At 73.3% G+C, this 26,070-nt stretch carries 28 protein-coding genes and 3 tRNA genes; 10 read left to right on the top strand and 21 right to left on the bottom strand.

The features are described from left to right. Window positions 1-11 precede the first annotated feature (11 nt). Both FHU36_RS39010 and FHU36_RS39005 read right to left on the bottom strand, forming a co-directional pair. On the bottom strand, window positions 12-338 hold the full coding sequence (locus FHU36_RS39010) for a branched-chain amino acid transport AzlD family protein (RefSeq protein ID WP_185089146.1): 327 nt from the start codon (window positions 336-338) through the stop codon (window positions 12-14). Next, complete coding sequence (locus FHU36_RS39005; RefSeq protein ID WP_221497281.1) at window positions 331-1,086, bottom strand: AzlC family ABC transporter permease; 756 nt, start codon at window positions 1,084-1,086, stop codon at window positions 331-333. Before FHU36_RS39005 ends, FHU36_RS39010 begins: the two co-directional genes overlap by 8 nt. 80 nt (window positions 1,087-1,166) lie before the next feature. On the opposite strand from FHU36_RS39005, the gene FHU36_RS39000 reads away from it, so the two are divergent. From FHU36_RS39000 to FHU36_RS38990, 3 genes are all read left to right on the top strand, one after another. Beyond that, the gene (locus tag FHU36_RS39000; RefSeq protein WP_185089145.1) at window positions 1,167-1,607 is read left to right on the top strand and encodes an Lrp/AsnC family transcriptional regulator; all 441 of its coding nucleotides are present in this window, start codon (window positions 1,167-1,169) and stop codon (window positions 1,605-1,607) included. Between the two features lie 54 nt (window positions 1,608-1,661). Then, the gene (locus FHU36_RS38995) at window positions 1,662-2,036 is read left to right on the top strand and encodes a VOC family protein (protein WP_185089144.1); all 375 of its coding nucleotides are present in this window, start codon (window positions 1,662-1,664) and stop codon (window positions 2,034-2,036) included. Between the two features lie 111 nt (window positions 2,037-2,147). Next, a complete protein-coding gene (locus FHU36_RS38990) occupies window positions 2,148-3,017 on the top strand; it encodes a DMT family transporter (protein WP_246503225.1) in 870 nt (289 codons plus the stop codon). Here FHU36_RS38990 and FHU36_RS38985 read toward each other — a convergent pair. After that, complete coding sequence (locus tag FHU36_RS38985; RefSeq protein WP_185089142.1) at window positions 2,920-4,194, bottom strand: FAD-dependent monooxygenase; 1,275 nt, start codon at window positions 4,192-4,194, stop codon at window positions 2,920-2,922. The two genes, FHU36_RS38990 and FHU36_RS38985, sit on opposite strands and share 98 nt — an antisense overlap. Before the next feature lie 100 nt (window positions 4,195-4,294). Between FHU36_RS38985 and FHU36_RS38980 the strand changes: the two genes are divergently transcribed. After that, window positions 4,295-4,888 carry a TetR/AcrR family transcriptional regulator gene (locus FHU36_RS38980; protein WP_312892144.1) on the top strand — a complete coding sequence of 198 codons (594 nt, stop codon included), beginning with the start codon at window positions 4,295-4,297 and terminating at the stop codon, window positions 4,886-4,888. A 174-nt stretch (window positions 4,889-5,062) separates the two neighbouring features. Here the strand turns inward: FHU36_RS38980 and FHU36_RS38975 are convergent, their stop codons facing one another. Then, window positions 5,063-7,564 (bottom strand): nSTAND1 domain-containing NTPase, encoded by a 2,502-nt coding sequence (locus FHU36_RS38975; protein WP_185089141.1) that lies wholly within the window; start codon window positions 7,562-7,564, stop codon window positions 5,063-5,065. A 64-nt stretch (window positions 7,565-7,628) separates the two neighbouring features. Then, the gene (locus tag FHU36_RS38970) at window positions 7,629-8,207 is read right to left on the bottom strand and encodes a GNAT family N-acetyltransferase (RefSeq protein WP_185089140.1); all 579 of its coding nucleotides are present in this window, start codon (window positions 8,205-8,207) and stop codon (window positions 7,629-7,631) included. A 105-nt stretch (window positions 8,208-8,312) separates the two neighbouring features. On the opposite strand from FHU36_RS38970, the gene FHU36_RS38965 reads away from it, so the two are divergent. The 3 genes from FHU36_RS38965 to FHU36_RS38955 are packed head-to-tail and all read left to right on the top strand — an operon-like array spanning window position 8,313 to window position 11,748. Further along, entirely contained in the window at window positions 8,313-9,515 is a 1,203-nt protein-coding gene (locus FHU36_RS38965; RefSeq protein WP_185089139.1) for an acyl-CoA dehydrogenase family protein, read from the top strand. Next, entirely contained in the window at window positions 9,512-10,693 is a 1,182-nt protein-coding gene (locus FHU36_RS38960) for an acyl-CoA dehydrogenase family protein (protein ID WP_312892143.1), read from the top strand. Before FHU36_RS38965 ends, FHU36_RS38960 begins: the two co-directional genes overlap by 4 nt. Then, window positions 10,690-11,748: an acyl-CoA dehydrogenase family protein gene (locus FHU36_RS38955; RefSeq protein ID WP_185089138.1), complete on the top strand. Its 1,059-nt coding sequence runs from the start codon at window positions 10,690-10,692 to the stop codon at window positions 11,746-11,748. Before FHU36_RS38960 ends, FHU36_RS38955 begins: the two co-directional genes overlap by 4 nt. Here FHU36_RS38955 and FHU36_RS38950 read toward each other — a convergent pair. After that, entirely contained in the window at window positions 11,719-12,309 is a 591-nt protein-coding gene (locus FHU36_RS38950; protein ID WP_312892142.1) for a TetR/AcrR family transcriptional regulator, read from the bottom strand. The genes FHU36_RS38955 and FHU36_RS38950 overlap by 30 nt on opposite strands. Window positions 12,310-12,495: 186 nt before the next feature. Between FHU36_RS38950 and FHU36_RS45245 the strand changes: the two genes are divergently transcribed. Next, on the top strand, window positions 12,496-13,260 hold the full coding sequence (locus FHU36_RS45245; protein ID WP_185089137.1) for a nuclease-related domain-containing protein: 765 nt from the start codon (window positions 12,496-12,498) through the stop codon (window positions 13,258-13,260). 37 nt (window positions 13,261-13,297) lie between these two features. Here FHU36_RS45245 and FHU36_RS38940 read toward each other — a convergent pair whose 3' ends face one another. The 6 genes from FHU36_RS38940 to FHU36_RS38915 all read right to left on the bottom strand — a co-directional run bounded on the left by FHU36_RS38940 (window position 13,298) and on the right by FHU36_RS38915 (window position 19,966). Further along, on the bottom strand, window positions 13,298-14,332 hold the full coding sequence (locus FHU36_RS38940) for an alpha/beta hydrolase (protein WP_185089136.1): 1,035 nt from the start codon (window positions 14,330-14,332) through the stop codon (window positions 13,298-13,300). Window positions 14,333-14,410: 78 nt separating this feature from the next. Further along, on the bottom strand, window positions 14,411-14,830 hold the full coding sequence (locus FHU36_RS38935; protein WP_185089135.1) for an STAS domain-containing protein: 420 nt from the start codon (window positions 14,828-14,830) through the stop codon (window positions 14,411-14,413). Further along, the gene (locus FHU36_RS38930) at window positions 14,815-15,909 is read right to left on the bottom strand and encodes a cobalamin B12-binding domain-containing protein (RefSeq protein ID WP_185089134.1); all 1,095 of its coding nucleotides are present in this window, start codon (window positions 15,907-15,909) and stop codon (window positions 14,815-14,817) included. The genes FHU36_RS38935 and FHU36_RS38930 overlap by 16 nt, the downstream gene beginning before the upstream one ends. After that, window positions 15,906-17,531 (bottom strand): PP2C family protein-serine/threonine phosphatase, encoded by a 1,626-nt coding sequence (locus tag FHU36_RS38925; protein ID WP_185089133.1) that lies wholly within the window; start codon window positions 17,529-17,531, stop codon window positions 15,906-15,908. The genes FHU36_RS38930 and FHU36_RS38925 overlap by 4 nt, the downstream gene beginning before the upstream one ends. A gap of 166 nt (window positions 17,532-17,697) precedes the next feature. Next, a complete protein-coding gene (locus FHU36_RS38920; protein ID WP_185089132.1) occupies window positions 17,698-19,119 on the bottom strand; it encodes a vWA domain-containing protein in 1,422 nt (473 codons plus the stop codon). 1 nt (window position 19,120) lies between these two features. Continuing rightward, window positions 19,121-19,966 carry an AAA family ATPase gene (locus FHU36_RS38915; protein WP_185089691.1) on the bottom strand — a complete coding sequence of 282 codons (846 nt, stop codon included), beginning with the start codon at window positions 19,964-19,966 and terminating at the stop codon, window positions 19,121-19,123. A 143-nt stretch (window positions 19,967-20,109) separates the two neighbouring features. Between FHU36_RS38915 and FHU36_RS38910 the strand changes: the two genes are divergently transcribed. Next, a tRNA-Lys gene (locus FHU36_RS38910) sits at window positions 20,110-20,183 on the top strand. On the opposite strand, the gene FHU36_RS47005 is transcribed toward FHU36_RS38910, so the two are convergent. The 5 genes from FHU36_RS47005 to FHU36_RS38885 all read right to left on the bottom strand — a co-directional run bounded on the left by FHU36_RS47005 (window position 20,145) and on the right by FHU36_RS38885 (window position 22,817). Next, window positions 20,145-20,561 (bottom strand): tyrosine-type recombinase/integrase, encoded by a 417-nt coding sequence (locus tag FHU36_RS47005; RefSeq protein ID WP_185089690.1) that lies wholly within the window; start codon window positions 20,559-20,561, stop codon window positions 20,145-20,147. The two genes, FHU36_RS38910 and FHU36_RS47005, sit on opposite strands and share 39 nt — an antisense overlap. Before the next feature lie 84 nt (window positions 20,562-20,645). Beyond that, window positions 20,646-21,320 carry a hypothetical protein gene (locus FHU36_RS38900; RefSeq protein ID WP_221497280.1) on the bottom strand — a complete coding sequence of 225 codons (675 nt, stop codon included), beginning with the start codon at window positions 21,318-21,320 and terminating at the stop codon, window positions 20,646-20,648. 93 nt (window positions 21,321-21,413) lie between these two features. After that, window positions 21,414-21,779 (bottom strand): DUF695 domain-containing protein, encoded by a 366-nt coding sequence (locus tag FHU36_RS46645; RefSeq protein ID WP_512699255.1) that lies wholly within the window; start codon window positions 21,777-21,779, stop codon window positions 21,414-21,416. Then, window positions 21,776-22,087, bottom strand: a complete 312-nt coding sequence (locus tag FHU36_RS38890) for a DUF6355 family natural product biosynthesis protein (RefSeq protein ID WP_185089130.1) — start codon at window positions 22,085-22,087, stop codon at window positions 21,776-21,778. Before FHU36_RS38890 ends, FHU36_RS46645 begins: the two co-directional genes overlap by 4 nt. A gap of 94 nt (window positions 22,088-22,181) precedes the next feature. Further along, window positions 22,182-22,817, bottom strand: a complete 636-nt coding sequence (locus FHU36_RS38885; RefSeq protein WP_185089129.1) for a GNAT family N-acetyltransferase — start codon at window positions 22,815-22,817, stop codon at window positions 22,182-22,184. A 339-nt stretch (window positions 22,818-23,156) separates the two neighbouring features. Between FHU36_RS38885 and FHU36_RS38880 the strand changes: the two genes are divergently transcribed. After that, on the top strand, window positions 23,157-23,453 hold the full coding sequence (locus FHU36_RS38880; protein WP_221497279.1) for a hypothetical protein: 297 nt from the start codon (window positions 23,157-23,159) through the stop codon (window positions 23,451-23,453). A gap of 96 nt (window positions 23,454-23,549) precedes the next feature. On the opposite strand, the gene FHU36_RS38875 is transcribed toward FHU36_RS38880, so the two are convergent. The 4 genes from FHU36_RS38875 to FHU36_RS38860 all read right to left on the bottom strand — a co-directional run bounded on the left by FHU36_RS38875 (window position 23,550) and on the right by FHU36_RS38860 (window position 26,047). Beyond that, window positions 23,550-24,137, bottom strand: coding sequence for a hypothetical protein (locus FHU36_RS38875; protein ID WP_185089128.1), 588 nt, complete (start codon window positions 24,135-24,137; stop codon window positions 23,550-23,552). 284 nt (window positions 24,138-24,421) lie between these two features. Continuing rightward, window positions 24,422-24,493, bottom strand: a tRNA-Pro gene (locus FHU36_RS38870). Between the two features lie 12 nt (window positions 24,494-24,505). Further along, window positions 24,506-24,581: transfer RNA gene (locus tag FHU36_RS38865), tRNA-Lys, on the bottom strand. Between the two features lie 56 nt (window positions 24,582-24,637). Continuing rightward, window positions 24,638-26,047, bottom strand: a complete 1,410-nt coding sequence (locus FHU36_RS38860; RefSeq protein WP_185089127.1) for a hypothetical protein — start codon at window positions 26,045-26,047, stop codon at window positions 24,638-24,640. Between the last annotated feature and the right edge of the window lie 23 nt (window positions 26,048-26,070).

Below are 26,070 nucleotides of genomic sequence, written 5' to 3'. Positions count from 1 at the left end.
CGTCATCACGGTCAGAAGGCGTTGACGAGGGCGACGTAGACGGCGGTGCCGATCCCGACGCTCAGGATGGCGCGGCGGCCGGACGCGAGGTGCACCCCCGCGGTGACGGCGACCGCGAGCAGCGCGTACAGCGTCGCGTGCGGGTCGGCGGCGATGGTGCCGTGCAGGGCTGTGACGGCGAGGATGGCGAGGATGCCGACCGGCATCCAGACCGCCAGCCGCCGCGCGATCGCCGAGGTGCGCAGGGTGCGCAGCACCGCGAAGGGAACGGCGCGCAGGGCGAAGGTGATGCCGAAGACGATCGCGAGGACGGCGGCGAGGTAGGTGATGCTAGGCATCGGCGGCCACCGGGGCGGATCGGTGGACGGTGAGCGCGTGCCGGACCAGCAGCAGGGCGACGAACAGCAGCAGCGCGGTGAACATCGCGACGTCCGGGGTGAGGAGGAGGGCGACGGTCACGCTCGCGCCGGCGAGCAGCACCGAGGGGATCTCGCCGCGGGTGCGGAACGCGTCCAGCGTGAGCACGGTGAACAGCGCGCACAGGGCGAACTCCAGCCCTTTGATCGGCGCGGGCAGTGCCGCGCCGACGGCGACGCCGACCAGGCCGCCACCGACCCAGTAGGTCTGGCAGGCGACCTGCATCGCCAGCACCCGGGGCGCCGAGCGCTGCGAAGCGGGCAGCGAGGCGTTGACGGCGAAGGCCTCGTCGATCATCGCGTAGACGGAGTAGGCCCTGGCCCACCGGTTCCTGATCAGGTGCAACGGGAAGGAGAAGGCGTAGAAGACGTGGCGGAAGTTGACCACCAGGACGGTCAGCGCGACCGCGCCGAGCGGCGTGGCCGTGGCGATCATGCCGACGAGCAGCAGTTCGAGGGAGCCGGCGAACCCGGCCAGTGACAGGGCGGGGGCGAGCCACCAGGGAAGGCCCGCCTGGACGACCATCAGGCCGAGAGCGACGCCCAGCGGGAAGATGCCCAGCCCGGCGGAGAAGGAGTCGCGCACGCCGTCGGTGATCCGCTGCCGCCGGGTGACCGGCGCCTGGATCGGAGCCGGCGCGACCGGTCGAGTGGGAGCGTGGTGTTGCACCCCTCCATGGTCTCTCAGAAGCCGCGCCATGTGGTTGCGGAAATTGCGCTCCACCGGGTTCATGCAGCAATCTTCTGCGTGTGGATGCGATAGACAGAGCAATCATCGCCGAGCTGGAGCGTGACGGACGCCTGACCAACGTCGAGCTGGCCCAGCGGGTCGGGCTCACCACCGGGCCGTGCCTGCGGCGCGTGCAACGGCTGGAGGCCGAGGGCGTCATCCGCGGCTACCGGGCCGTCATCGATCCCGCCGCCGTGGGCCGGTCCTTCGAGGTGCTGGTGGACCTCACCCTCGACGCCCAGGACGCGGCGACCGTCGACCACTTCGAGCAGACCCTGGCGCGGGCCGAGGAGGTCGTCGAGCTGCGCCGGCTGTTCGGCGATCCCGACTACTTCATGCGCGTGGCCGTGGCCGATCTGGCCGCCTTCGAGGCCTTCCTGAGCCGGCACGTCATGACCATCCCGCGCGTCCGGGGCATCACCTCGCACTTCACGATGAAGAACGTCAAGCCGGCTCGCTGAGCTTCCCCGCCGTACCTGACAGGAGGTGGCAGGTACGGCTGGAACGCTGGTCGCATGACGACGAAGGCGAAGCTCCTCGCGGTCTCCCTCGACTGCGCGGAGCCCAAGAAACTGGCCGAGTTCTACCACCAGGTCCTCGGCATGGACATCCAGCACGCCGAGGACGAGTACGCCGCGGTGGGCGACGGCACCCTGTCCATCTACTTCGGCCGCATCCCCGGCCGCAAGCCGGCGACCTGGCCGAGCGACGACAAGCAGTTCCACCTCGACGTCCTGGTCCCGGACGTGGAGCAGGCCGTCGAGGAGTACGTGGCGCTCGGAGCCACCAGGCCCGACTTCCAGCCCGGCGTGACCGACGAGGGCGTCAGGTGGGTCGTGCTGCAGGACCCGGAGGGCCATCTCATCTGCGTCTGCCCTGACCGGTCGTAAGGGGACGTTCAGCCTAAAGGATGATTCCCCGGCGCCGTCTGCCCTCTAGGCTGGGGCAATGCTCCTGGAAGGATCCATGCCCCTGCGCGGCCGCCGATGACGTGGGCCGGCATGCTCATCGCCCTCGTGGGCGCGTTGGGATACGCGCTCGGGGCGGCGTTACAGCAGTACGAGGCCGTGGCGCAGGGCGCCTCTCTCAAGCTGGTGCGGCGCCCCCGCTGGTGGATCGGCGGGGCGATCGGGTTCACCGGGGCCTGCCTGCACGCCGTGGCGCTGAGCCTGGCGCCGCTGGTCGCCGTGCAGCCGATCAGCGTGGCCACGCTCGTGTTCGCGGTGCCGCTGGCCGCGTTCATGTACGGGCGCCGGCCGTACCGGGCGGAGATCCTGGGGTCGGTCGCCGTGGCCGTGGGGCTGCTCTGGCTCATGCTGCTGGTGCCGTCCCACAACGTCACGCCGCGCCTGAGCGACGGCGCCGCACTCGGCTTCGTCGGCGTGATCGGCGTGATCGTGCTGGTCGCGCAGCTCCTCGCCAACCGGCTGCACGGGCCCGGCCGGGCGCTGCTGCTCGCCGTGGGGGCGGGCGCCACGACGGCGAGCGTGTCCACGTTCGTCCGCGTGGTGGGCGGCGGCCTGGAGGGTGACCTCGGGAGGCTGCTGCACTGGTTCACCCTCGCCGTGCCGGTGCTGCTGGTCTGCGCGGTGGTGCTGCTGCAGCGCTCCTACGCGGTCGGCTACTTCGGCATCGCCTACGCGGGCGTCCAGGTCATCGACCCGATCACCTCCGTGCTGGCCGGCGCCATCCTGCTGGGCGAGCCCCTGCCTGCGAGCCCGTCCACGGCCGTTCCCGCGCTGCTCGCCGGGGCGCTCACCATCGGCGGCACGATCACGCTGGGCCGGCTGGCTCCCGACCATTCGCAGCCGAAGCCGGTGGACGCCACCCCAGCACCTCGTCCATTGAGCGCAACATCAGATCGGGCCTGAGCCGCGCGGCCAGACTCATGCCGGTGTCGCGCAGGCGCACCGCCACGGGGTTGCGCAGCCGGGTCGCCCGGCAGATCGACACCCCGCGCCGGGTGATGGCCGCCGTCCGGTCCAGCCTGGCGGCCGTGTAGGCCGCCAGCCCCCGGCCCTCGCCCGCCACGTGCGCGAGCACGACCGCGTCCTCGATGGCCTGGCAGGCGCCCTGGCCGAGGTTCGGGGTCATCGGGTGGGCGGCGTCGCCCAGCAGAGCCACCCGGCCCCGGTGGAAGGCGGGCAGGGGAGCGGCGAAGTGGTGGACGTCGTTGCGCAGAATCCGTTCCCGCTCGCTCGCGCGCAGCAGCGCCGGGATCGGCTGGTGCCACCCGCCGAACCTGCGCAGCAGTTCCTCGCGCTCGTCCGCGTGCACCGCGCCCGGGGGCGAGACGTCGGTGGCGTAGAAGTAGACGAGGTCGCCGGCGAGCAGGTGGGCGCCGAAGACCAGCCCCCGTCCCCAGGTCTCCGTGCTGGCCACCGGCACGTCCGGGCGCGGCACGAGCCCGCGCCAGGCCGTCACCCCGGAGTACACCGGGCCGGGATGGCCGGGGAAGAGCGCGCGCCGCGTCGCCGAGTGGATCCCGTCGGCGGCCACGACCAGATCGGCCCGCACCTCACCCACCCCCTCGTGTCCGGCGGCTCCACGCCCGGCACCCGCACGCCCGGCACCCGCACGCCCGGCATTCGTTCGCCCGGCATCCGTCCGCCCGCCGTCCGCTCCCTCGGCCGGTGAGGTGCGCACGGTGCCGGTGTCCGCGTCCACCCCCGTCACCTCGACGCCGAGCCGCAGCCGCTCCCCGCCCAGCGCCTCGGCGAGCAGCCCGACGAGCGTGGCGCGCGGCATGAGGACCACCGAGTCGCCGTAGAGCTCGCGCGCCCTGTCCTCCGTGGTGGACACCAGCCACCGGCCGTCCCACCGGCGCACCCCCAGCTCGCCCTGCACCCGGGACAGCTCACGCACCCGGTCGCCCAGCCCCAGCGTGTCGAGCGCCCGCAGCGCGTTGGCCGCGACGGCGAGCCCGGAACCGACGTTCTCCAGCCGTCCGGCGCGTTCGAGCACCGTCACGTCCCAGCCCGCGCGGCGCAGCGCGACGCCCGCCGCGAGCCCGCCCACACCTGCGCCGATCACCACTGCTTCCGGCATGTCCCTGCCTCCTCTTCACTACGCCTGTAGTACGCCCACGCTACTACACCCGTAGTCCGCCCTCACTACGGGTGTAGTCGAACGCGTAGGATCGGTGCCCGTGAAGCGTTCAGACACGGTCGCGGAGGCGGCGATCACGCTGCTGGCCGAGCGGGGGATGCGCGGGCTGACGCACCGGGCGGTCGACGAGGCCGCCGGCCTGCCACCGGGATCCACCTCCAACCTGGCCCGTACCCGCGCGGCCCTGCTCGAACTCACCCTGGCCCGCCTCACCTCCCTGGAGGAACGCGCCCTGGCCCCCGCCATGACCGGCGGCCTGCCGTCCCGCGAGGAGCTTCCCGACGTGCTGGCCGAGGCGGTGCGCGTCCAGATCGCCGACCGCCGGCGCACCCTGGCTCGCTACGAGCTCGCCCTGGAGGCGACGAGGCGGCCGGAGCTGCGCGCGATCTACGACCGGGCCGGCCGCCGCTTCCGCGACCCCGCCGTCGCCCTCCTCGCCGCCGCCGGCTCCCGCGACCCGGCGCGGCACGCGCGCCAGGTGGTGGCGTTCGGCGAGGGCATGATGTTCGACGCGGTCGCCGGCGCCGGCACCACGCCGTCCAGGGCCGACCTCCGCGAGGCCATGCGCGAACTCCTGTCCGGCATGCTCGACCGCGACCCGGACACGGGCGGCCGCCGCGCCACCCGTCCGTAGGGACGCCGGGTCCGCAGCCCCTCGGCCAGGGGACGGCGGGTCGGCAGCCCCTCGGCCAGGGGACGCCGGGTCCGCAGCCCCCCGGTCAGGGGACGGCGGGTCCGCAACCCCTCGGCCAAGGGACACCGAGTCCGCGCCCGGCCCGCGGGAGCCTCCTGCGAGGCGTCGCCCTCGTCAGCCGCCGCACACCTCGCGGTGGGGGAGCTCCGGGAGATGGCGGGCCCATTCGGCGGGGGAGGGGCCGCCGTGGCGGGCGCAGAGCGAGGCCGCCACCCGTGCCGGGTCCGTCGTGTCCACGGCGTGCGCCGCGTCCAGCGTGAGGACCGTGCCCCGCCCGGCGAGTACGCGCAGCCACCGGCCGTCCGCCGTGGGTGCGGCCTGGGCGGGGCGGTCCGCGGCGGCGGGCGGGATCGGCCGGTCGACGAGCAGCGTGCCGTCCGCGATCCGCCACAGCCGTACCCGGGCGCTGTCGGTGGCGGCCAGCAGCCGGCCGTCCGGGCTGAACCGCGGCACCCCGGGCGACGGGCGCAGCCGCGCCGGCAACGCCGGAACGCCGTCCAGGCCGTAGATCTGCACCCCGCTCTCCTCGGCGATGGCCACCCGCTCACCGTCGGGCGCGAATGTCGTGTACTCCCACGGCATCCTGTCCAGCCACGCCCGTTCCACGCGGGCACCCGTGTCGAGCCGCCTGAGCTGCGAGCGCCTGCCCGCGAACACCAGCGCCACCCGGTCGTCCGGCCCCACCACCGCGTACTCGCCGGCGAAGGCCGCCCGCCGGGCCCGCAGGTCCCAGCCCCACCGCTCGCCCGACTGGCGCGCCGCCGCGAACAGCAGCCTGCCGCCCGGGCTGAACCACGCCGCCTGCTGCCCCGGCGGCCCGAGACCGCGCCCGAACGGCGGCCCGACCTCGGCGTCCGAGGCCGTGTCCCACAGGTACGACCGGTCGACGCCCACGAGCGCCAGCGTCCGCCCGTCGGGCGACCACGCCATGGCCCTGACGCTCTGCGCCGGCGCCGCCGCCCGCGCCACCTGCCGGCGCGAGCGCACGTCGTACACGCGCACCACGCCGTCACCCAGCGCCGCCAGCCGGCCGCCGTCGAGGCTGAGCGCGTACACCGACCCCGAGCCGGCGTACGGGTCGGCGAACACGTCCACGGCCGGATCAGCCGCCGCCCGGGCCAGCGCGCCGCGAGCCTCGGCGACGGGTGACAGCAGCCACGCCGCCAGCGCGAGCCTGCTCGCCGCCACCGGGTGACCCGGCCGCAGCTCATCGGCGCGGGACGCCGCCACCCTGGCCATCGCGGTCTCCAGCCGTTCCTCGGCGGCGCCGCCCCGCCTGACGGCGGCCACCACGGCCAGCAGCGTCACCACCAGCGCCGCCGACAGCAGCGCCGTCACGGCCGTCCGCCGGCGGCGCCCCTGCCGCCGGGTCCGGGTCAGCCCGGCGTCCAGGAACGCCCGCTCCACCGATGTCAGCGTCAACCGCCGCCGCCCGTTCGCGGCCCAGTCCAGCGCCCGGTCCAGCGCCTCGCCCCGGAACAGGTCCGCCTCCCGCCACCCGTCCCCCTCCCACCGCCGCGCCGCCGCGGCCAGCTCCTCGTGCACGGGCAGGCCGGCGCGCTCGGCGTCCACCCATTCGCGCAACCGCGGCCAGGCCCGCAGCAGCGCCCCGTACGCCACCACCACCGGCCCGTCACCCTGCCCGTCACCATCACCGCGCCCGTCGTGCGACGTGACCTGCGGCCGGTCGGGGAGGTGAGGGTGAGGGTCGAGGTCCGGCGGTCCGGCCCGGGTGAGCAGGCCCTCCTCCTCGTACGCCGCCAGCACCCGGTCTACGGCGGCGGTCTGGTCGGGCGTGCGGCCGGAGACCAGCCGGGCGCGGGCGGCGGCCCGGCGGCCCTCGATCCCGGCGGCGTCCAGGCCGACCAGCCGCAGGAAGATCTCCGGCGCCAGGTCCTGCTCCGTCCGATCCAGCCGGAGGTACACCGTCTCCGCGCGGGCCCCCAGCGGCGGGTCGTGCACCGGCTCGGGCGGAAGGAGCGTGCCCTGCTGCGACGAGGGCGCGTCGAGCAGCGACACCAGCAGCCGGCGCGCGTCCGGCCGCCACGCGGGATCGTCGCCGCGCGCCGCCATGACCAGCTCGGACAGCGCCCGTTCGACGCATAATCGGTCGGGCACCGCCGAGTCGCCGGCGGCGCGGAGCATCAGCTCGCCCCAGTCGCGTACGTCGTCAGCCGGCGTACGGTCACGGGGCGGGACGCCGAGCCCGACGACCCGCGGCCCCTCGGCGGTCAGCAGCACCCGGTCCGGCGTGAGCCTGCCGTGCGCCGTGCCCGCCTCGTGCACGGCGGCCAGGGCGGTGGCCGTGGCGGTGGCCAGCCGGTAGAGGTCGTCGCCGGCGAAGGGCCCGTGCCGGGCCACCGCCTCCCGCACGCTCAGCCCCTCGACGTACTCGCCGACCACGTACGGGGTCGCGCCGTCCAGGAGGGAATCGGTCAGCGCGGCGACCCGCAGGGAGCGCACCCGCCCGGCAGCCTCGACCGCGGCGCGGTCGCCGGCGTCCAGGGGCGGGGACAGCCGGGTGAGCACCCGGCGGACGCCCGGCTCGTCGTAGACCTCGTGGGCGCGCCCGCCGAGCCGGGCGCCGAGCCAGTAGCCTCCCAGCCGGTCAGTCATGTCCACTAGGACGCCGCCTCCCGACCGGCGGTTCGGCCCGCCGGCTAACGGTTCGGCCTCGCGGCTAGCCGCCCAGCCGGGCCCGGTGCCCGGGCCACTCCTCTTCGAGGATGCCGAAATAGACGGTGTCGCGCCAGGTGCCGTCGGGCCGCCTGCGGTGGCGCCGCAGCGTGCCCTCGTGCACGCCGCCGATGCGGCGGATCGCGTCCTGCGAGCGGGTGTTGAGCACGTCGGTCTTGAGGAGCACCCTGTTGTGGCCGAGCTTGTCGAAGGCGTGGTCGATCAGCAGGAGCTTGCAGGAGGTGTTCACGGCGGTGCGCCAGACCGACCGGCCGTACCAGGTCCAGCCGATCTCGATGCTCTCGGCGAAGCCGGGCACGTCGGCGTAGGCGGTCCAGCCGACGGCCCGGCCGCTCTCCCGGACGACGACCGCGAAGGGCACGTGCGCGTCGTCGGCCACCAGGTCCCGGGCGATCTGCGCCAGTTCGGACTCGCTGCGCGGCGTCGCGACGGGGAGCCAGCGCCAGACGTCGTCGTCCCCGCCTCCGGCGGCGAACAGGTCGGGGACGTGGGACAGGGCGAGTGGTTCGAGCCGTACGACGTCGTTCTCGAGCACCACGGGCGTGGGGAGCTTCGCGGTCATGGCGGCCACTCTAGGGACGCCCAGCGGTCACGTTGAGTGCCACACGTCCGTTTTTGCGGGCGACCACCTGTGGACCTCATACCGGCCGGTCGGTAGGCTCGCGGCATGGACTTCGCCTTCGACACCGTCACCGAGGACCTGCGCGAGCGGTTGCTGCGCTTCATGGACGAGTGCGTCCATCCGGTCGAGGCCGCCTTCGCCGAGCAGGTGGCCACCAGCGGCTGGAGCGCGCCGCCGCTGCTGGCCGACCTGAAGGACGAGGCAAGGAAGCGCGGCCTGTGGAACCTGTTCCTGCCGGGGGAGCACGGGGCCGGGCTGACCAACCTCCAGTACGCGCCGCTGGCCGAGATCATGGGCCGCAGCCCGCACATCGCGCCCGTGGCCACCAACTGCGCCGCGCCCGACACCGGCAACATGGAGGTGCTCTCCATGTTCGGCAGCGAGTGGCAGCGCAAGGAGTGGCTCCAGCCGCTGCTCGACGGGCAGATCCGCTCGGCGTTCGCGATGACCGAGCCCGACGTGGCCTCCTCCGACGCCACCAACATCGCCACCTCGATCGTCCGGGACGGCGGCGAGTACGTCATCAACGGCCGCAAGTGGTACATCTCCGGCGCGATGAACCCCGAGTGCAAGATCCTCATCGTCATGGGCAAGACGGACCCGGAGGCGCCCTCACACCGCCAGCAGAGCATGGTGCTGGTCCCCCGTGACACGCCCGGCCTGCACATCAGGCGCGGCATGCACGTGTTCGGCTACAGCGACGCCGACCACGGCGGCCACGCCGAGATCGTCTTCGAGGACGTACGGGTGCCGGTCGACAACCTCGTCGGCGAGGAGGGCGGCGGCTTCGCGATCGCCCAGGCGAGGCTCGGCCCCGGCCGCATCCACCACTGCATGCGCCTCATCGGCATGGCCGAGCGCGCGGTCGAGCTGATGTGCCGCCGGGCGCTCGGCCGGACCACGTTCGGCAAGCCCATCGCCCAGCAGGGCGTCGTCCAGGACTGGATCGCCGAGTCGCGCATCCGCATCGAGCAGCTCCGCCTCCTGGTGCTCAAGACGGCCTGGCTCATGGACACCGTCGGCAACCAGGGCGCCCACACGGAGATCCAGGCGATCAAGATCTCCACCCCGATCACCGTGGAGTGGATCCTCGACAAGGCCATCCAGGTGCACGGGGCGGGCGGCGTCTCGCAGGACTTCCCGCTGGCCGCGCTGTGGGCGGGCGCGCGGTCGCTGCGCCTGGCCGACGGCCCGGACGAGGTGCACAAGCGGTCGCTGGCCTACCGAGAGCTGAAGAAGTACCTGTGAGAGAGGCGGATCTCGTGCACGAGCAGCGGCTGAGGGAGCGCGTCGCGGCGCTCCTCGACCGGCACGACCCCGGCGGCGACCGGCTGGAGTGGCTGCGGGCCCGGTTCGACGCCGGGCTGGCGTGGGTGTGGTTCCCCGAAGGGCTGGGCGGGCTCGGGCTGCCGCGCGAGCTGCAGCAGGTGGTCGAGCACGAGCTGGCCCACACCCCGCAGCTCGACACCGGCGTGCAGGGTATCGGCCTCGGCATGGCCGCCCCGACGATCCTGGCGTTCGGCACCGAGGAGCAGCGGCGTCGCTTCCTGCGCCCGCTGTGGACCGGCGAGGAGATCTGGTGCCAGCTCTTCAGCGAACCCGGTGCCGGCTCCGACCTGGCCACCCTCGCCACCAGGGCCGTCAGGGACGGTGACGAGTGGGTGGTCGACGGGCAGAAGGTGTGGACGTCGGGCGCCCACCACAGCCGCTGGGCGATCCTCGTCGCCCGCACCGACCCGGCCGTGCCCAAGCACCGCGGCATGACGTACTTCGTCTGCGACATGCACGCGCCGGGCGTGGACGTGCGGCCGCTGCGGCAGATCACCGGCGAGGCCGAGTTCAACGAGGTCTTCCTCACCGGCGTGCGGCTTCCCGACGACCTGCGGCTGGGCGAGGTGGGCGACGGCTGGCGCGTCGCGCAGACCACGCTGATGAACGAGCGCGTCGCGATCGGCGGGGCCCCCGTGCGGCAGGGCGGCGGCATGGCCGGCGCCGTGCTCGACACCTGGCGTGCCCATCCCGAGCTGCGCACCCACGACCTGCACCAGCGGCTGCTGGCGCTGTGGGTGGAGGCGGAGGTGACCCGCCTGTCCGGCGCGCGGCTGCGCGAGCAGCTCGCCGCGGGCCAGCCCGGGCCCGAGGGCTCGGGCATGAAGCTGTCGTTCGCCAGGCTCAACCAGGCGCTGTCCGGCCTCGACGTCGAGCTGCGGCGCGAGCTGGGCTACGACGACTGGACCTTCCGCCGCTCCGACACGGTCGACTTCTACGGCCGCGGGCCCGGCTACCGCTACCTGCGGGCCAAGGGCAACTCCATCGAGGGCGGCACCTCCGAGATCCTGCGGAACATCATCGCCGAGCGGGTGCTCGGCCTGCCCGCCGAGCCCCGCGCCGACAAGGACGTGCCCTGGAAGGACCTGCCGCGATGACGCTGCTGTATTCGGAGGTCGAGGAGGAGCTGCGGGCCGCCGTGCGCGACCTGCTCGCCGACCGCTGCCCGCCTGCCGCGGTGCTGGAGCGGGCCGAGTCCGACGCCTACGACCCGGGCCTGTGGAAGACGCTGGCGGTCGAGATCGGCGTGGCCGGGCTGCTCGTCCCCGAGGAGCACGGCGGAGCCGGCGCGTCGGCGCGGGAGGCCGCGGTCGTGCTGGAGGAGCTCGGCCGCGGCGTGGCGCCGGTGCCGTTCCTCACCAGCGCGGTGCTGGCCACGCGGGCGCTGCTGGAGGTCCGGGACAGCGCCGGTGAGCTGCTCGGGCGGCTCGCCGAGGGCCGCGCCACGGCCGCGCTCGCCGTGTCGCTGGCCGCCTCGCCGTACCGGCCGGGGCGCGGCTCGTCGGTCACCGCCGCGGAGGGGCGGCTGTCCGGGACCGTGTCGGGGGTGGCCGGGGCCGAGGTGGCCGACGTGCTGCTCGTGCCCGCGGGCGGAAACCTCTACAGCGTGGACCCGGCGGCGGCGCGGATCGAGGTGGCGCCGTCGTTCGACCTGACCAGGCCGGTCGCCACCGTGACGTTCGCCGGCGCCCCCGCCACCCGCCTCGGCGCCGTGGACCTGGCCGGGGTGCTGCGCTACGGGGCCGGACTGCTGGCCTCCGAGCAGCTCGGCGTGGCCGAGTGGTGCCTCGACACGACGCTCGCCTACGTCAGGGAACGCCGCCAGTTCGCCCGCCCGATCGGCTCCTTCCAGGCGATCAAGCACCGGCTGGCCGACCTGTGGCTCGACGTGGTCAGGGCCAGGGCCGCCGCCCGCGCCGCCGCCACCGACGGGTCCGCGTTGACCGTGGCCGTCGCCCAGGCGTGGAACAGCGGCGTCGCCGTCCACGTGGCCGAGGAGGCGCTGCAACTGCACGGCGGGATCGGGATGACCTGGGAGCACCCCCTGCATCTGTTCCTCAAACGGGCCAAGGCCGCCGAGATCGCGTTCGGCACGCCCGGCGACCACCGCGAGGCGCTCGCCTCACTCGCGGACGTCCCCGGGCCGGAGTGAGGCGAGCAGCAGGTCGGCGAAGTGCCTGCCCACCTGGGCGCCGGTCAGCGGCCCGGCCGCGTGGAACCACGTGCCCAGGTGGTGCACCGAGCCGAAGAAGAAGTCGACCACCAGCTCGGCCGGGACGCGGTCGCTGAAGGTGCCCTCGCGCTGCCCCTCGGCCACCAGCTCGCGGAAGCGCTCGTGGTAGCGGCGCCGCTCGGCCCGCACGCTCTTCTGCGTCTCGGGCGCCAGCAGGTGCATCGACCGGAAGAAGATCTTGGAGTCGTCGAGGTTGGCCGTGGTCGTCTCGACCACGTCGGCCGCCGCCGCGTGGAGCCGTTCGGCCAGCGTGCCGGGGCCGTCGGCGATCCGGGTCAGCCGGTCCATCTGCATGCGCAGCACGCGGGCGTAGATCTCGTGCAGCAGGTCGTCCTTGGAGGTGAAGTAGTGGTACATGGCGCCCTTGGTGACGCCCGCCGCCACCACGATCTCCTGCACCGACGTGCCCTCGAAGCCCCGCTCGGCGAACAACCGCGTCGCCGCGCCCAGCAACCTCCCGCGTACCGGCTCGTCCTTCACGCCTGTTCCCCCTCCGATGACCGCATCAAGCGTACCGACTGGTCGGATGATCGGGTGTACGGGTGGGTGCTATTTCCGTCACCTTAGGGTGCCCTTCTTTCGTATGGGGTATTAATAGAGGCGGCGAGGGATCTTCGGCGTGGCAGATCCTGTTTGGTCACCTCACACTGATTCGGGGAGTTTGCCGTGCCCGGTGGCTCTATCTACGTGCAGCAGGACGCCAAGTTCGCAGGCTCGTCCCCCCAGTGGTGGTACGAGAAGTTCTGGCGGGAGGACACCAAGAACCGCCAGAAGTCCAGGGCCGTCAAGGCCGCCGTCGGCGTCGTCGCCGGCATCGGGCTGTCGATCAGGTTCGACCTCCAGCCGCTCGTCCTCTACGCCCTCGCGGCCGGCGCCCTCGTGGCCGCGGCCGACTGGTGGTGGTGCTGGCACACCTTCAACACCACGGCGGTCTGGCGCGGCAAGCGGCGCGGCGAGGCCATCACCGGCCGCCTGCTGCGGCGCTCGCTCGGCCGGCGGGGCTACCGGGTCCTCGACGGGCGCGCCATCAGAGGGCAGGCGTCCATCGACCACCTGGTCATCGGCCCCGGCGGCCTCTGGATCATCGACAACGAGTCATGGAGCCCCGACATCGAGATCGCCGCGTACGGCGGGCGGCTCTTCTTCGGCGAGAAGTACGGCACGAAGGAGGTCAAGCCGCTCATCGACACCGCCGCGGCGTTCGCCGACCTGCTGACCCGCGAGACCGGGATCGAGGTCACGATCACGCCGTTGCTGGCCGTCCACTGCGGCTCGCTGCCGCGGGGCGGGTCGGTCACCGCCGAGGGCATCACCCTGGCCAGGCCGCGCGTGGCGGCCCGGCGCATCAAGGCGGTGCCCGACGTCGTGCTCGACGCCGAGCAGATCGAGGTGCTGGCCCGCACGGCGGCCCGCGAGCTCCAGCGCGCCTGACGGCGCCCCGCCCGGCCGGCTTCTCGCCCGGCCGGGCTCAGCCGGCCAGGCGCTCGCACAGCCAGGCGAGGGCCAGCGGATAGCGATACTCGATGGCCATGTGGCCCGCGTCGAACAGCTCGAAGCGGACCCGGTCGGCGGGGAGGCCGGCGGCCGTCACCGCCTCGTGGAACGCCGTGGCGCCCAGGTCGAGGTACCACTCGTCACGGGTGCCCGCGTCGATCCAGACGGCCCGCATGGAGGCCAGCGCCTCCGCGTACGCGGGACGGGCGGCCATCCGGACGGGGTCCCAGACCAGCCAGCGTTCCCAGACCTCGGGCCGCACCGCGCCGTTGACGTCGAACGGTATGCGCACGGTCCCGTCGTCGTCGGCCGAGTAGGCGGACGCGTAGGCGTACGTCTCGATCAGACCCATGTCGGAGGGCCTCGTGCCGGCGACCCGGCTCCTGAAGTCGGCGAGGAAGGCCTCGTAGGAGCCCTCGTAGTGATCGCGGAGCGCCCGGGCGCGCGCCGGGAACTCGACCTGGTAGCACGCCTCGAACAGCGCGTCGCCCGCGTGCGTGGCGAACGCACCGAAGAGGTCGGGGCGGAGCATGGAGGTGACCATCGCGCCGTAGCCGCCGCTCGACTTCCCGGTGATCGCCCGCCGGTCCCGCTCGGGGACCGTGCGGTAGTGGGCGTCGACCCACGGCACGATCTCCTCGCAGAGATGGGAGTGGTAGCGCCCGGTGCCGGGGGAGTCGAGGTACTGGCTGCCGCCCAGGCTGGTCCAGGCGTCGACGTACACCACGATCGCCGGCGGCACGTCGCCGCGGGCGAACACGGCGTCCGCCAGCTCGGGGAACGGCTGCCTGAACGGCGTGCGGTTGGCCCACATGGCGAGGTGGCCGGTGAATCCCTGGATGACGTAGACCACCGGGTAGCGCCGGGCGGGGTCGTCGTCGTACCCGGGAGGCACGTACACCCACAGCGGGCGCCGGGCCGGGTCGCCCAGCGGGTTGCCCCGCAGCAGCGCGCTGTCCACGGTGTGGTGGTCGATTCGGCCGGCCAGGTCGGCGGACCAGGGAAGCATGGGGGCTCCTCCGCGTATCGGGGACGTGCGGCGGATCCATCATCGCCCCGGGCTCCGACAAGATCCGCGCAACGCCCCCTACCCGCTCCGGGCCCCCTCGGCGTCCCGCGTCCCGCCGGGCGGCGAGGCCGGCTCGCCGGTGAGGTGCTCCAGGGTGCCGGTGAGGTCGAGCAGGCGGTCCAGCCCGGCGCCGCGGTGGTCCAGGTGCAGCCTGACGCCGGCCGCGCCCGCCCGGCGGCGGATCACCAGCAGGGCCGCCAGGCCGCTGGAGTCGCACAGCCCCAGGCCGGAGCAGTCGAGGCGCAGGTCGCGCAGGCCGGCGGCGTCGCCTGGCCCGCTGTCCGCGCTCCGGCCGGTGTCCGCGCGGCCGGCGGCCAGGACGGCGGTGGCGGCCTCCAGGAGTTCGTCCGCGGTGGCGTGGTCGAGATCGCCCCGGACGCCGATGCTGACGGCGTGCGGGTCGGGGCTCGCCGTGGTGAGCGTCAGCGGGTCCGCCACACCGGCTCCTCGGGCTCGTCGCCCCGCAGGGCCTCGCGGGCGTGCGCCAGCATCGCGCGAGCGCGGGGGAAGTCGGTGAGCCGCTCGCCGAGCAGGTCGAGCGCGGGCAACAAGGTACGCGGCGGCACCCCGCGGGCCGTCAGGATGCTCCCCGTCCACGACAGGAAGCCGCTGAACAGCTCGGGGTCGTCCACATAGAGCGCGGTCCCCAGGAAGTCCACGATGTGCGCGACGTCCTCGGCGGTGTGCCGGCGTTGCCGGGCGGTGTAGGAGGCCATCTCGGGGATGCGCAGTTCCAGCCCGTTCATGACGTGCCTGACCAGCCGTGAGCTCGACTCGGTGACGAGGGTGTACTCCTGGTCGTCCAGATGCGGCAGGTCGTCGACGGCCTGCCGGCTGACGGCAGGCCGGGGCGGTGGCCCGTTCGCCAGCAGGTCGGCGGCCGTACGGGCGTCGGGCGCCCAGGCGTCGGCGCCGAGCAGGCGGGCGTAGCGGCCGTCCGGCCCGAAGGCGGCACCGCCGACCAGCACCGGCGTGCCGGTCGCCTGGCACGCCGTGATCGCGACGTGCGCGCTCGGCAGCCGGGTGGCGATCGAGCTCGACAGCGCCACCGCGTCGGGGGCGGTGCGGTGCAGGTGGGCGATCAGATGCGGGGTGGGGACCTGCGCGCCGAGATGGTCCACCCGCCAGCCGCGCAGGCGCAGAACCTCGGTGAGGATGCGCGCGGGGAAGGCGTGCCACTCGCCGTCGATGCAGGCCACCGTGATCCGGCCGCGGCCCGCCGACTCGCCCGCCCGCGCCGCCTCGCGGGCGATCGGGTGGTGGGCCAGGGCGGCGAGGACGCGCTCGTTGACGGCGGTCGCGGTGTGCTCCTGCGCCACCGTGATGCGGTTGGCCGCCCACTCGCGGCCGACCCGCGCCTGGACCGGGGCGAGCACCTCCATCAGCAGGCTCTCCATGTCGACGCCCTCGTCGAGGGCCGCCAGCGCGACGTCCACGGCCGCGTGCTCGTCTCCGGCCACGGCCGCGTCCCACAACCTGTCGGCCCACCCGCCGAGGCCGTCGTGCGGCGCATTCATCGGGGCCGGCCCCGCTCGCCGGCCGGACGTGCTTCGAGGGGGGCGGTGATGGCGATGACGGCCATGTCGTCCTGGTCGCCGCCGCCCGCCCACTCGCAGGCGAGCATCTGGACGCGCTCGGCGAGTGCCTCGGGCGGCATCCCGGCGCACTGTTCCAGCTCCTCCAGCAGCTGCTGCTCGCCGAACAGTTCGTCGCCCAACGGGCCGCCCCGCGCCTCGGTGATGCCGTCGGTGAACAGCAGGCAGGTGTCGCCCGGGTCGAGCGTCACGGTGTCCGTGGTGCTGGTGATCTCGTCCAGCATCCCGATGAGAGTGCCCTTGGTACGGGCCTCCTCGACCCGGCCGCCGGCCCGGACGATCACCGGTGGCGCATGACCCGCGCTGGTCAGCCGCATCCTCACCTGGGGGCCGTCCCGCCGGACCGACGCCAGCACGAGAGTGACGAACGTGCTCCGCTCGTCGGTCAGCAGCACCCCGTTGAGCATGATCAGCAGGCGCTGGTGGTCGCCGGCCATCGGAAGGAGCGCGTGCAGCGCGTTGCGGATCTTGCCGGTGAGCACGGCGGCCTCCAGGCCCTTGCCGCACACGTCGCCCAGCACCACCAGCGACTCCCCTCCGGGCGTGGCGGCGGGGTACAGGTCGTAGAAGTCGCCGCCGACCAGCTCGGTGGCCCCGGACGGACGGTAACGGGCCGCCAGCTCCACGCCCTCCAGCAGGGGCGCCCTGGGCGGCAGCAGCTCCCGCATCAGCACCTCGGTGATGGCCGCCTGATCGGCGTACAGACGCGCCGCCGACATGGCCGCGCCGGCCCGCGCGGCGAACAGCCGCGTGAACACCTCCTCGTCCGGCGAGAACCCGGCGTGCGCGGCGCGCCGCAGCAGCACCAGCGCGCCGGCCGGAACGCCGTGGCCGGGCAGCGCCGTCACCACCAGGGAGCCCAGGTGGCCGAGCCCGCCACGGACCAGCCAGCCCGGGGCGGCGGCGGGGTCGATCCAGCGCGACGGCATCGGCGGGAACCCCCGCAGCGCCTCCTCCAGGCCGGGCACCTGGCGGGGGTCGACGGCGAGGTTCTCGCGGACCACGTGGCCGTCGGGGCCGCAGTAGGCGACGGGGTGCCGGTGGCCGGACTTCGGCAGGATCACCAAGGCGGCGTCGGCGAGGTGCCGGGCCGCCATCCGGGCGGTCACCTCCATGCAGCGGTCGAGGTTGAGCGAGGAGAGCAGCTCGTTGGACGCCTCGAGGAGGAAGGCGGTGCGCCGGCGCTCGGCCAGCAGCGCCTCCGACACCCGGACGTGGTCCGTGACGTCCATCAGCCACCAGAGCACGCTGGTGCCGTCGGCAATGGCGTGGGCGTCGAACACGGCCTCCCCCACGGGCCCGCGCACCGGCGTGACCGAGGCGGGCGGGGCGGGCGGGAGCGGGGCCGGGCCTGCCGCCGGACCGGCGGGCGCGGCCGCGCCCGTGGCGAGCCGGTGCGCCCTGGCGAGCCAGGCCGGCGCGGCGTCGGCCAGCGGCACGCCAGGCGCGGCACCGGTCAGCAGGGACAGCGCGGCGTCGTTGACCTGGCTGATGATCCCGTCGGCATCGATCAGCAGTGCCGGGCAGGCAGCGCTCAGCCACAAGGGCGTGGTCGCACTGGGGCCCAGATCTCTCGGTGCACCCGTCACAACAGCGAGCCCGCAGCGGGGCCCTGCCTCCTCAGTGTTCGTATCGCCCCTTTATGGGCGTTTTCCTCACTGTAGCTGACAGCGGCCACCCACTTACCGCTCGGTAACCAGAGGGCCGTGCTCAGCCGAGCCGCTCGATGAACGCCGTGAGCTGCGCGACGTTGCGGCACTCGGACATGGGGACGACCGTCGCGTACGCGCTCGCGACGGAGTCGCCCGTGTCCCACTGCCGTCGCGGCTCCGGGTTGAGCCAGTAGGCGTGCCGGGCGCGCCCGGCCAGCGACCCGAGCACATCCAGAGCCGGCGGCCGGTAGTTGGAGCGGGCGTCGCCGAGGATCAGCAGCGACGTCTTCGGCCCGATCGCGTCGCCGTACCGCTCGGCGAACCGCTCCAGCGCGTGGCCGTAGTCGGTACGGCCGAACCTGACCATGTCCGCCTCCTCGGCCAGCCGCGTCATGGCGTCCACGACGTCCACGCCGGGCTGGAAGAAGCGGCTGATCTCGTCCACCGTGTCCACGAACCCGAAGGCGCGCACCTTCGCGAACTGCTCTCTCAGCGCGTACGTGAGCAGCAGCGTGAAGTGCGCGAACGACGAGACGGAGTCGCTGGTGTCGCAGAGGATCACCAGCTCGGGCCGGTGCGGCCGCGGCGGCCTGAAGTGCGTGGTCAGCGGGACGCCGCCGGTCTGCAGGGAGGCCCGCATCGTGCGGCGGAAGTCCAGCCGGCCGCGCCTGCCCCGCCGCTGCCTGATCGTCAGCCGGGCCGCCAGCCGCCGGGCCAGCGGGTGCACCTCCCGGCGCAGCCGGGCCAGGTCGCCCCGGGTGGCCCGCAGGAAGTCGAGCTGGTCCAGCGGCGGGCGCACGGCCGAGCGGGCGATGCGCTCGACCCCGGAGTCCTCGGCGATCCGGCGCCGCACGTCGGCGGCGACGGCCTCCTCGAACCGCCTGATGCCGTCGTTCACCCACTGCCGGGCCGACTTCTCCGCCAGGCCGCCGCGCTCCCGGCCGGCCAGCACCTCGCGCAGGATGCCGGCCATCAGGGTCTCGGGCGACAGGGCCCGCAGCACGCTGTAGGAGAACCAGTTCTGCCGGCCGGGGCCGGCCTCCTGGCGGCCGAACCGCTCGACCATGGCGCGGGCGAACCCCCGCAGCTCCGCGTCGGCGTCCGCGCCGCCCATCAGCAGCCGGGCCAGGTGGGCACGCAGTTCGTCGCGCCCCGCCGGCTCCGGGTCGGGCCGGCCGGGGCCGCCTGTGTCTCCGTGCGGCCCCGGCCGGCCCGCCGTCTCGCGAGGCTCTCCGGGGCGCTCGCCGTACAGGCCGGTCGTCGCGGGCGGGAACCACAGGTCGAACAGCACGTCGAACGCGGCCCGGTGCCCCGGCCTCTTGACCAGCGTCGCCGCGTAGGCGGCGCGCAGCGATCCGCGCTCGGCCAGGTCGATCACCCGCAGCGCCCGTGCGGCGTCCAGCCCCTCGGCGAGCGACACGGGCAGCCCCGCCTCCCGCAACGCGTGCACGAACCCGACATGCCTGTCGACGAGCGACATGTCATCCTCCGGCGGAGGGGAGACCGAGCTCCTTGACCGCCCGTGTCTGGTCGGAGGCGTGCTTGAGCACCACCCCGAGCGTGCCCGCCACCGTCGCCTCGTCCAGCTCCTCGCGGCCCAGTGCCAGCAGGGTGTTGGCCCAGTCGACCGTCTCGGCCACCGACGGCGCCTTCTTCAGCTCCAGCGCCCGCAGCGTGGCGACGGTCCGCGCGAGCTGCTCGGCCAGGTCGGAGCGGAGCGTGGGCACCTGGCTGAGCACGATGTCCCGCTCGCGCTCGGGGGTCGGGTACTCGATGTGCAGGTACAGGCAGCGCCGCTTGAGCGCCTCCGACAGCTCGCGGGTGGCGTTGGAGGTGAGCACCACGTACGGCCTGCGGGTCGCGGTGACGGTGCCCAGCTCGGGGATCGTCACCTGGAAGTCCGACAGCAGCTCCAGCAGCAGCCCCTCGACCTCGACGTCGGCCTTGTCGGTCTCGTCGATGAGCAGCACGGTCGGCGTACCCGCCCGCAGGGCCTTGAGCAGCGGCCGTTCCAGCAGGAACTCCTCGGTGAAGATGTCGTCGTCGGCACTGGTGGCCTGGATGCGCAGGAGCTGCTTCTTGTAGTTCCACTCGTACAGGGCCCTGGCCTCGTCCAGACCCTCGTAGCACTGGAGCCTGACGAGCTGCGACCCGGTCGCCCGGGCCACCGCCTTGGCGAGCTGCGTCTTGCCCACCCCCGCCGGTCCCTCGACGAGCAGCGGCTTGCCCAGCGCGGCGGCGAGGAACACCGAGGTGGAGATGGCGTCGTCGGAGAGGTAGTCGACGGCGGCGAGCCGCTCCGTCACCTCGGCGGGCGAGTCGAACATCAGTGCTCCCGTCTGCGTGCCGAACGTTATTCTAGCCACGCCATCACGGCTGCCGCCCGGCCACCCGGCCGGCCGCCCGATGGCCGGCTGGTACCGATTCGACCAGGATGCCGAGTGCCGGTATATTCCTCTCAGCACGCAAAGCGCCGCTAGCTCAGTTGGTCAGAGCAGCTGACTCTTAATCAGCGGGTCCGGGGTTCGAGTCCCTGGCGGCGCACAGTGCATCCGAACAGCGCATCCCTTGATCACAGGGGGTGCGTTGTTCGCGTTTCCGGCGTCCTATTCCATCCCGGCTTGTCCCTGATGTTGGCTCGCCGTTGGCTCGGACGCCGCCGTTCCGGCAAAAACGATCATCGTCAGGGTGGAATCCGCTGCGGTTGCGCCTGCGGGCCAGTCGGATGATGTCGGCGGCGTCTTCGGCGGACTTGCGGGCCAGGTCGGGAAGGACGCTGGTGTAGGCGTCCGAGGCGATCGTGATGGAGGACAGGCCGAGGGTTTCTTGGACGACCTTCATGTCGTGACCGGCGGCGAGGAAGATGGTGGCCGCCCCGTGGCGGAGGTCGTGGAGGCGTACGGGTGGGAGTCCTGCTTCCATCTCGACCGGCAGCGACTGATGGGACGTCTCGCGAGAGTTTCTCTGATCGGTCAGTAGGCAGGCGACGCCTTCGACTGCAGTTGTCTATGTCCCTAGGTCTCGGCCGTCTCGCCAGGCTGCGGAGCACACCTCGATCCACGTGGCCAAGTCAGGCACATCGTTGATCGTGTAGAGCGAGTACGGCGGCGCGCCTTCGAGACGCGTCACGTGTTCGAAGGAGTGGTCGGGCGCGAAGAGCAGGAGACGGCCATCCTCGCGATGCGCCAACGTCAGATTTCCGTTGGCCTCTACAGCCACCGTGTAGTACTCGGCGGGGTTGATCGGGATCTCGAGGCCTTCGTCTTCCCAGAGCCACGTGTACCCGGTGAGTAGATCGCCGGTGGTGAGCTCCGACGCACTGGCTGTCAACACCTCGTTCTGGTTGTTCCACCAGGTGTCGGGCTCCTGGAACCGTTCGACGATCCCGCCGCAGACCTGCCAGAAACTCTTGTGAACTTGAAGGACTGGATCAGCGTCCGCCCGGCGGGGCGGGTGGCTTAGCCATCCCCGGCGATCAGTGGGCGGTCCCCATGCGAACAGCTCATAGTGAGTGCCCCCGACGGTGGCATGCGTGACGTCGGCAGAGTGGAGCAGTGCAGAAAGCTCAGGCAAGCCGTCCACGGGCCCTCGACTCCAAGGGGTCGTCTCGCCCACCGTGACGGCCTCGCCGTGGTCAACGAACCACGAAACCTCACGGAGGAACCGCTCCCAGTCACTCACGGTTCCGATCATGCCAGCCGGAAGTCGTCGCTGGCATGATCGGAGGCCGCGTACACGGACCCCGAAGATCGCGATGGAGCGGTCGCTCACCCCTCATCCGAGAGTCTCGTAGACCTGCCGCCGGGGATCTGCCTGGGCCATGACCTGGACATCATGGCTGGGCAGAACCTGCTTCAGATCAAGGTGGAATTGCTCGATCCAGGCACCTTCGCCCGTGTAGAGGACGAATTCCCGCATGCCCTGGGTCGTGATCACGGCGGCCAGGACAGCGCGAGCTCCCGCGATGCCGACGACCTGATCCTCGAAATCCCCAAGAGCCTTGTCATCCTCTGGACTGGGCAAACCAGCGGGTGTCGGCTCGTTGAACGGCACCGCCACACCGATCTGGCGGCTCCGGCCGGTGGCGTTGGGCCCGCCGCGGGTGGGCTCACCCGCGGCCCGCGGCGGGGGCGCCGTCACACCGCGTAGGCGTACAGGGTGCGGATGCCGCCGCACCACGCCTCGATGTCGGTGATGCCCCTGTACACGGTGTACGGCCCGCAGTCCCACCAGAAGGAGTTCTCGACCGTGATCTGCACCGAGCTGTTGGGGCCGCAGTGGTTGTACTTCGCCCGCTTGTCGGGGGTCTCGGTCCAGTGGATGTAGCCGCAGCCGTAGGCGGCCGTGCCGCTCTCCGACACCCCGCTCGCCGCCGCCGGCGCGGCCATGCCCGCGAAGGTTCCGGCCATGACCAGGCCGGCCAGACCGGCGAGGATCTTCTTGCGCATGTTTCCTCCTCGTTCCGTTCGCCGTCGCGAACGGAACGAGGATGTCCGGACCGGGGCACGCCGGTCCGTGACTTCGAGTTTCGTGTAAGCGTAGTCAGGGGCGGAGGCCGAAGTGCGGGCGGCAGGGCTCCAGACCCTCGATCTCGACCGGCACCGGGCAGGCGAACCTCTCGCGGTCAAGGCGCAGGCGCTGCTGGACGGCCCGCTTGCCGCGCCTGTTGTGCACCGACAGGCCATCGGGCTGGTAGCCGAGCTTTCGGGAGACCGCTAGTGAGGCCGGATTGTCGAGGAACGCGCTGGAGACGGCTGTCAGGGCGCCCAACCCGGCAAAGGCCAGCTGCAGCACGGCCGCCCGCATCTCTGCGCCGAACCCCTGACCCTGGTGGGCCAAGCCCAGCCAGGAGCCAGTGCCCACCTCGCGGGTGACCACGTAGTCGGTGGCGGACAGGTCCTGCATGCCGATCACCCGGCCCTCGTGCACGACGGCGAAGTTGCCGCACCACTGCTCGGGCCGCCACCGGGACATGACGCCGAGCTGGTAACGGACCACATGGCTGCCGAGCTCGTCGGACGGCATGTCCGTCCACGGCACGAAGAACGGCATCCGCTCGGGGTCGTGCACCCCTTCGACGGCGCGGTCCGCGAGCTGGTCGAGATCGTCGAGGGTCGGCAGCCGGAGCTGGAGCCGGGGCGTGGTCAGGCGCAGGTCAAACAGGGGCCAGTGGCGCATGCCGGGCCATTCTTCCGTGCCGGCCGCGCCGCTTCACCTGTTTATCGGGCCGCTCCCGCCGGGCTTTATCGGGCCGCTCCCGCCGGGCGCCGCCGTGGCGCGTGGCTGGCCGGCGATGAGGGTGGCATATCTGCCAGTTGGTGAAATGTCGTCCTTTTGCGGCCGGTGGCTTTGGGTGCTGCACGATTCGGAAACGGATACGTCGGCATTTCCTTTCGGGATGGCGCGGCGGCCGGGCGGACCCGGGCGTCCTGCTCACCCCGTCGGCCGGTAAAGCGGGCTCGCGTCTCGGTCATCAACCTCGACGGGCTGCCTTCGGACGACCAGCGGCAGGGGTTCGTGAACCAGCTCCAGATGGCGCTGTTCGCCTGGATCAAGAAGCACCCGGCGACCGACCGGCCACTCGGCGGCCTGCTCGTCATGGACGAGCCGCAGACCTTCGCGCCGTCGGGGGCCATGACCGCCTGCACGCAGAGCACCCTCGCGCTCGCCTCCCAGGAGCGCAAGTACGGGCTCGGCCTGGTCTTCGCGACGCAGGCGCCGACGCGGACCCCGCTGTGCCTCAGCCACCACCCCAGGGCCCCGCTGACGGCTGAGGAGGTGATCTGCCGGGCCCGACCGGCCACGGACGGCTGATCGGCCCGGCCGGCCGGACGGGTGACCTTGTGTGTCCGGGCCGTGCGGGGACGTGTCATCGGCCTGGCCGGTGGGGCGGGGACCCTGGGCCCCGGGTCAGGTGCGCGGGACGCCGGCGGCGTGGATCGACTGGTGCCGGGCGCGGCGGCCGAAGTCCGACAGCAGCGGAGTGACCTGGGCGGCGCCGACGGTCACCTCGACGGCCCCGGCCGGGGGTACTGCCACCGCGCCGCGGTCGAAGTGCAGCCTGAGCCCGCCGCTCCCGGTGAACGAGACGTCCGTCAGGTGGGTGGCCGGCCGCCGGAAGGCGGCGGCGAGCCGGGCGCGGTCGATGCCCGTACGCCCGGCGAGCCCGCGCTCGACGAGCCTGCCGAGCGCGGCGTCGGATCCCGGACGCAGCAGCCGGATGGTGCCGACCCGGCCGGCCTTGCCGTCGTACCAGTACGTCCTGGTGGAGGTCCCGTCGCCGGCCGCGTCCACGCGGGTGACCAGGCGGACGCCGACGACCCCATCGCCCGCCGCCAGGACCTCGTGGTGGATCCTCAGCCAGGCGCCCTCGGGGCAGAAGCGCGAGGTGGCCCCGTCGAGGAAGGCTTCCCGCCGGCTCTCCACGGCCGTGCGCAGGGCTGTCGTGAGCGCGCCCGCACCGCGGAAGACCGGGTAGCCGGTGGACCAGCGGCACATCCCCCGCCGCCCGCTCTCGCGGACCACCCTCGGCGCCGCGGCCCGAGCCTCCCGGAAAGCCACTGCGGACGAGACAGCCGGGGACAGGATGGGGGACCCAGGAGAGGACACAGGGGAGGACACAGTGGAGGTATGGGTGGCGCCGTGGACCGGGCCCGCCACGCTGAGGGCGCCGGCCAGGGCGGCGGTTGCCAGCAACGCGACCGGGGACTTCTTGTTCATGCCGGATGAGACCGCGACAGGTCCCGTTTGGTTCGCTTGCGGGCCATATTGCGGGTGGATGACCTCGCCGACCGGGCTCGAACCGGCGTCCACCCGGGCCCGAGCCGGGCGCTCTACCTCTGAGCTACGACGAGGTCACGTCCACGTGGCACCGCCGACCGGGCTCGAACCGGCGTCCACCTGGATGAAGAGCCAGGCGTTCTACCACTGAACTACGGCGGGCCGGTGCCAGTGTGCTCGATCACCGGCACCGGGCGCCACCGGTTAACGGGCACCGGTCAACGGGTGTCCCGCTCCGGGAGGTCGCCGGTCACCACCCCGGCGGCGAGCCCGTGCCGGGCGTCGGCGGCCAGTTCGGGCTTGACCGGCCGGCCGCTGAACACACCGGCCCGCCGCAGCAGGGACGCCCAGACCGGGTCGGCGACGCTCACCCCGTGCACCAGCTCCGGCGTGGGCCGGAACACCGCCACCCCGCGCCGGGGAGCCGGTGCCGTCCAGCCGGACAGCTCCGGGTCGAGACCCGCCGCCCGGCAGGCGGAGTGGACGTCGGAGCGGGTGCAGGTGGCGGTCCCGTCGAGCACCTCCCACGGCAGCGGCAGCGCCGCCCACACCGCGGTGCCGGGATCGACGCCGCCGCCGGTGTCGCGGTGCCAGGCGGCGAGGTCGCCGGCCATCAGGCGCATGGCCTTGCCGGGGCAGGCCACGTCGAGCAGGTCCAGGGCGTCCATGGAGGCGAGGCAGGCCAGCCACCCGGCCCGCGCCGCGTTGTAGGCGACGGCGAGGTTGTTCCAGGTGGTCGAGTCGTCGCCGAGCCGGACGATCATCTGGGTGCGGTCGGTGTCGGGCCGCCAGCGGTCGCGGAGCAGGCCGGCGCTGTGCCGCATGACAGCCGACCACTGGCCGAGGAGCCTGCCGCGCTCCTCCCCGCCCAGCCGGGCGAGCACGTCGGGCGTCGCCCGCACCTGGGCGATCATCCACCAGTCGGTCCGCTCCCCGCACCGGGCGAGCAGCAGCGAGGCGATCTCGTCGAACGGGTTGTCCCGCCCCGACAGGCTGAACTCCCGCCGCACCTTGCGCCGCGCGGTGTAGTACGCGACGAAGCAGGCGGCGACGGGGTCGGCCGTGAACCGCTCCTGGGGGATGTCCGCGCCGAAACCCGTGACGCCCACCATGAGCAGCCGCCGCTTGTCCTGCTCGACGCCCAGGGTGCCGGCCTTGGCGGCGAGCCTGCGCAGCATGCGGAAGCGGCGGTTGTACTGGCGCTTGGACAGGTCGAGCCCCGCCGCGTCACGGGCGCTCCGGTCGAGCCGGTCGGCCAGGAAGTCGGTGCCGGCGGGCGTCCACCGGATGTCGCGCCCCATGGTCGCGGCGAACTCCAGCAGCGACTCCGGGTCGTCGGGGTCGACCTCCGCCGAGCGTTCGAACAGCCGGGTGGCCGCCGCGACCTGGCGCGCACCGCCGACCGGCCTGGCGTAGTCGGCGGACATCGACGAGAACCACGCCGTGCCGCGCGAGGAGTGCCGCGCGGCGCGGCCGATGACCACCCGCTCGCGCCGTGACAGCCGCCCGTCCAGCGCCAGCAGCACCAGGTCGGCGACGTCCTCGGGCCGGTAGCGCCGGTCGAGTGACTCGTGCAGCTCGACGAGGGCGTGGTGGCGGGACGCGGGTGTGGCCTTCCGCTCGGTCATGGCCGCCATCTTCGCCGCTCGGC

Source organism: Nonomuraea muscovyensis, from assembly GCF_014207745.1.
In the GTDB taxonomy this organism is placed as follows: Bacteria; Actinomycetota; Actinomycetes; order Streptosporangiales; family Streptosporangiaceae; genus Nonomuraea; species Nonomuraea muscovyensis.
This window is presented reverse-complemented; position numbering and strand designations above follow the sequence as displayed.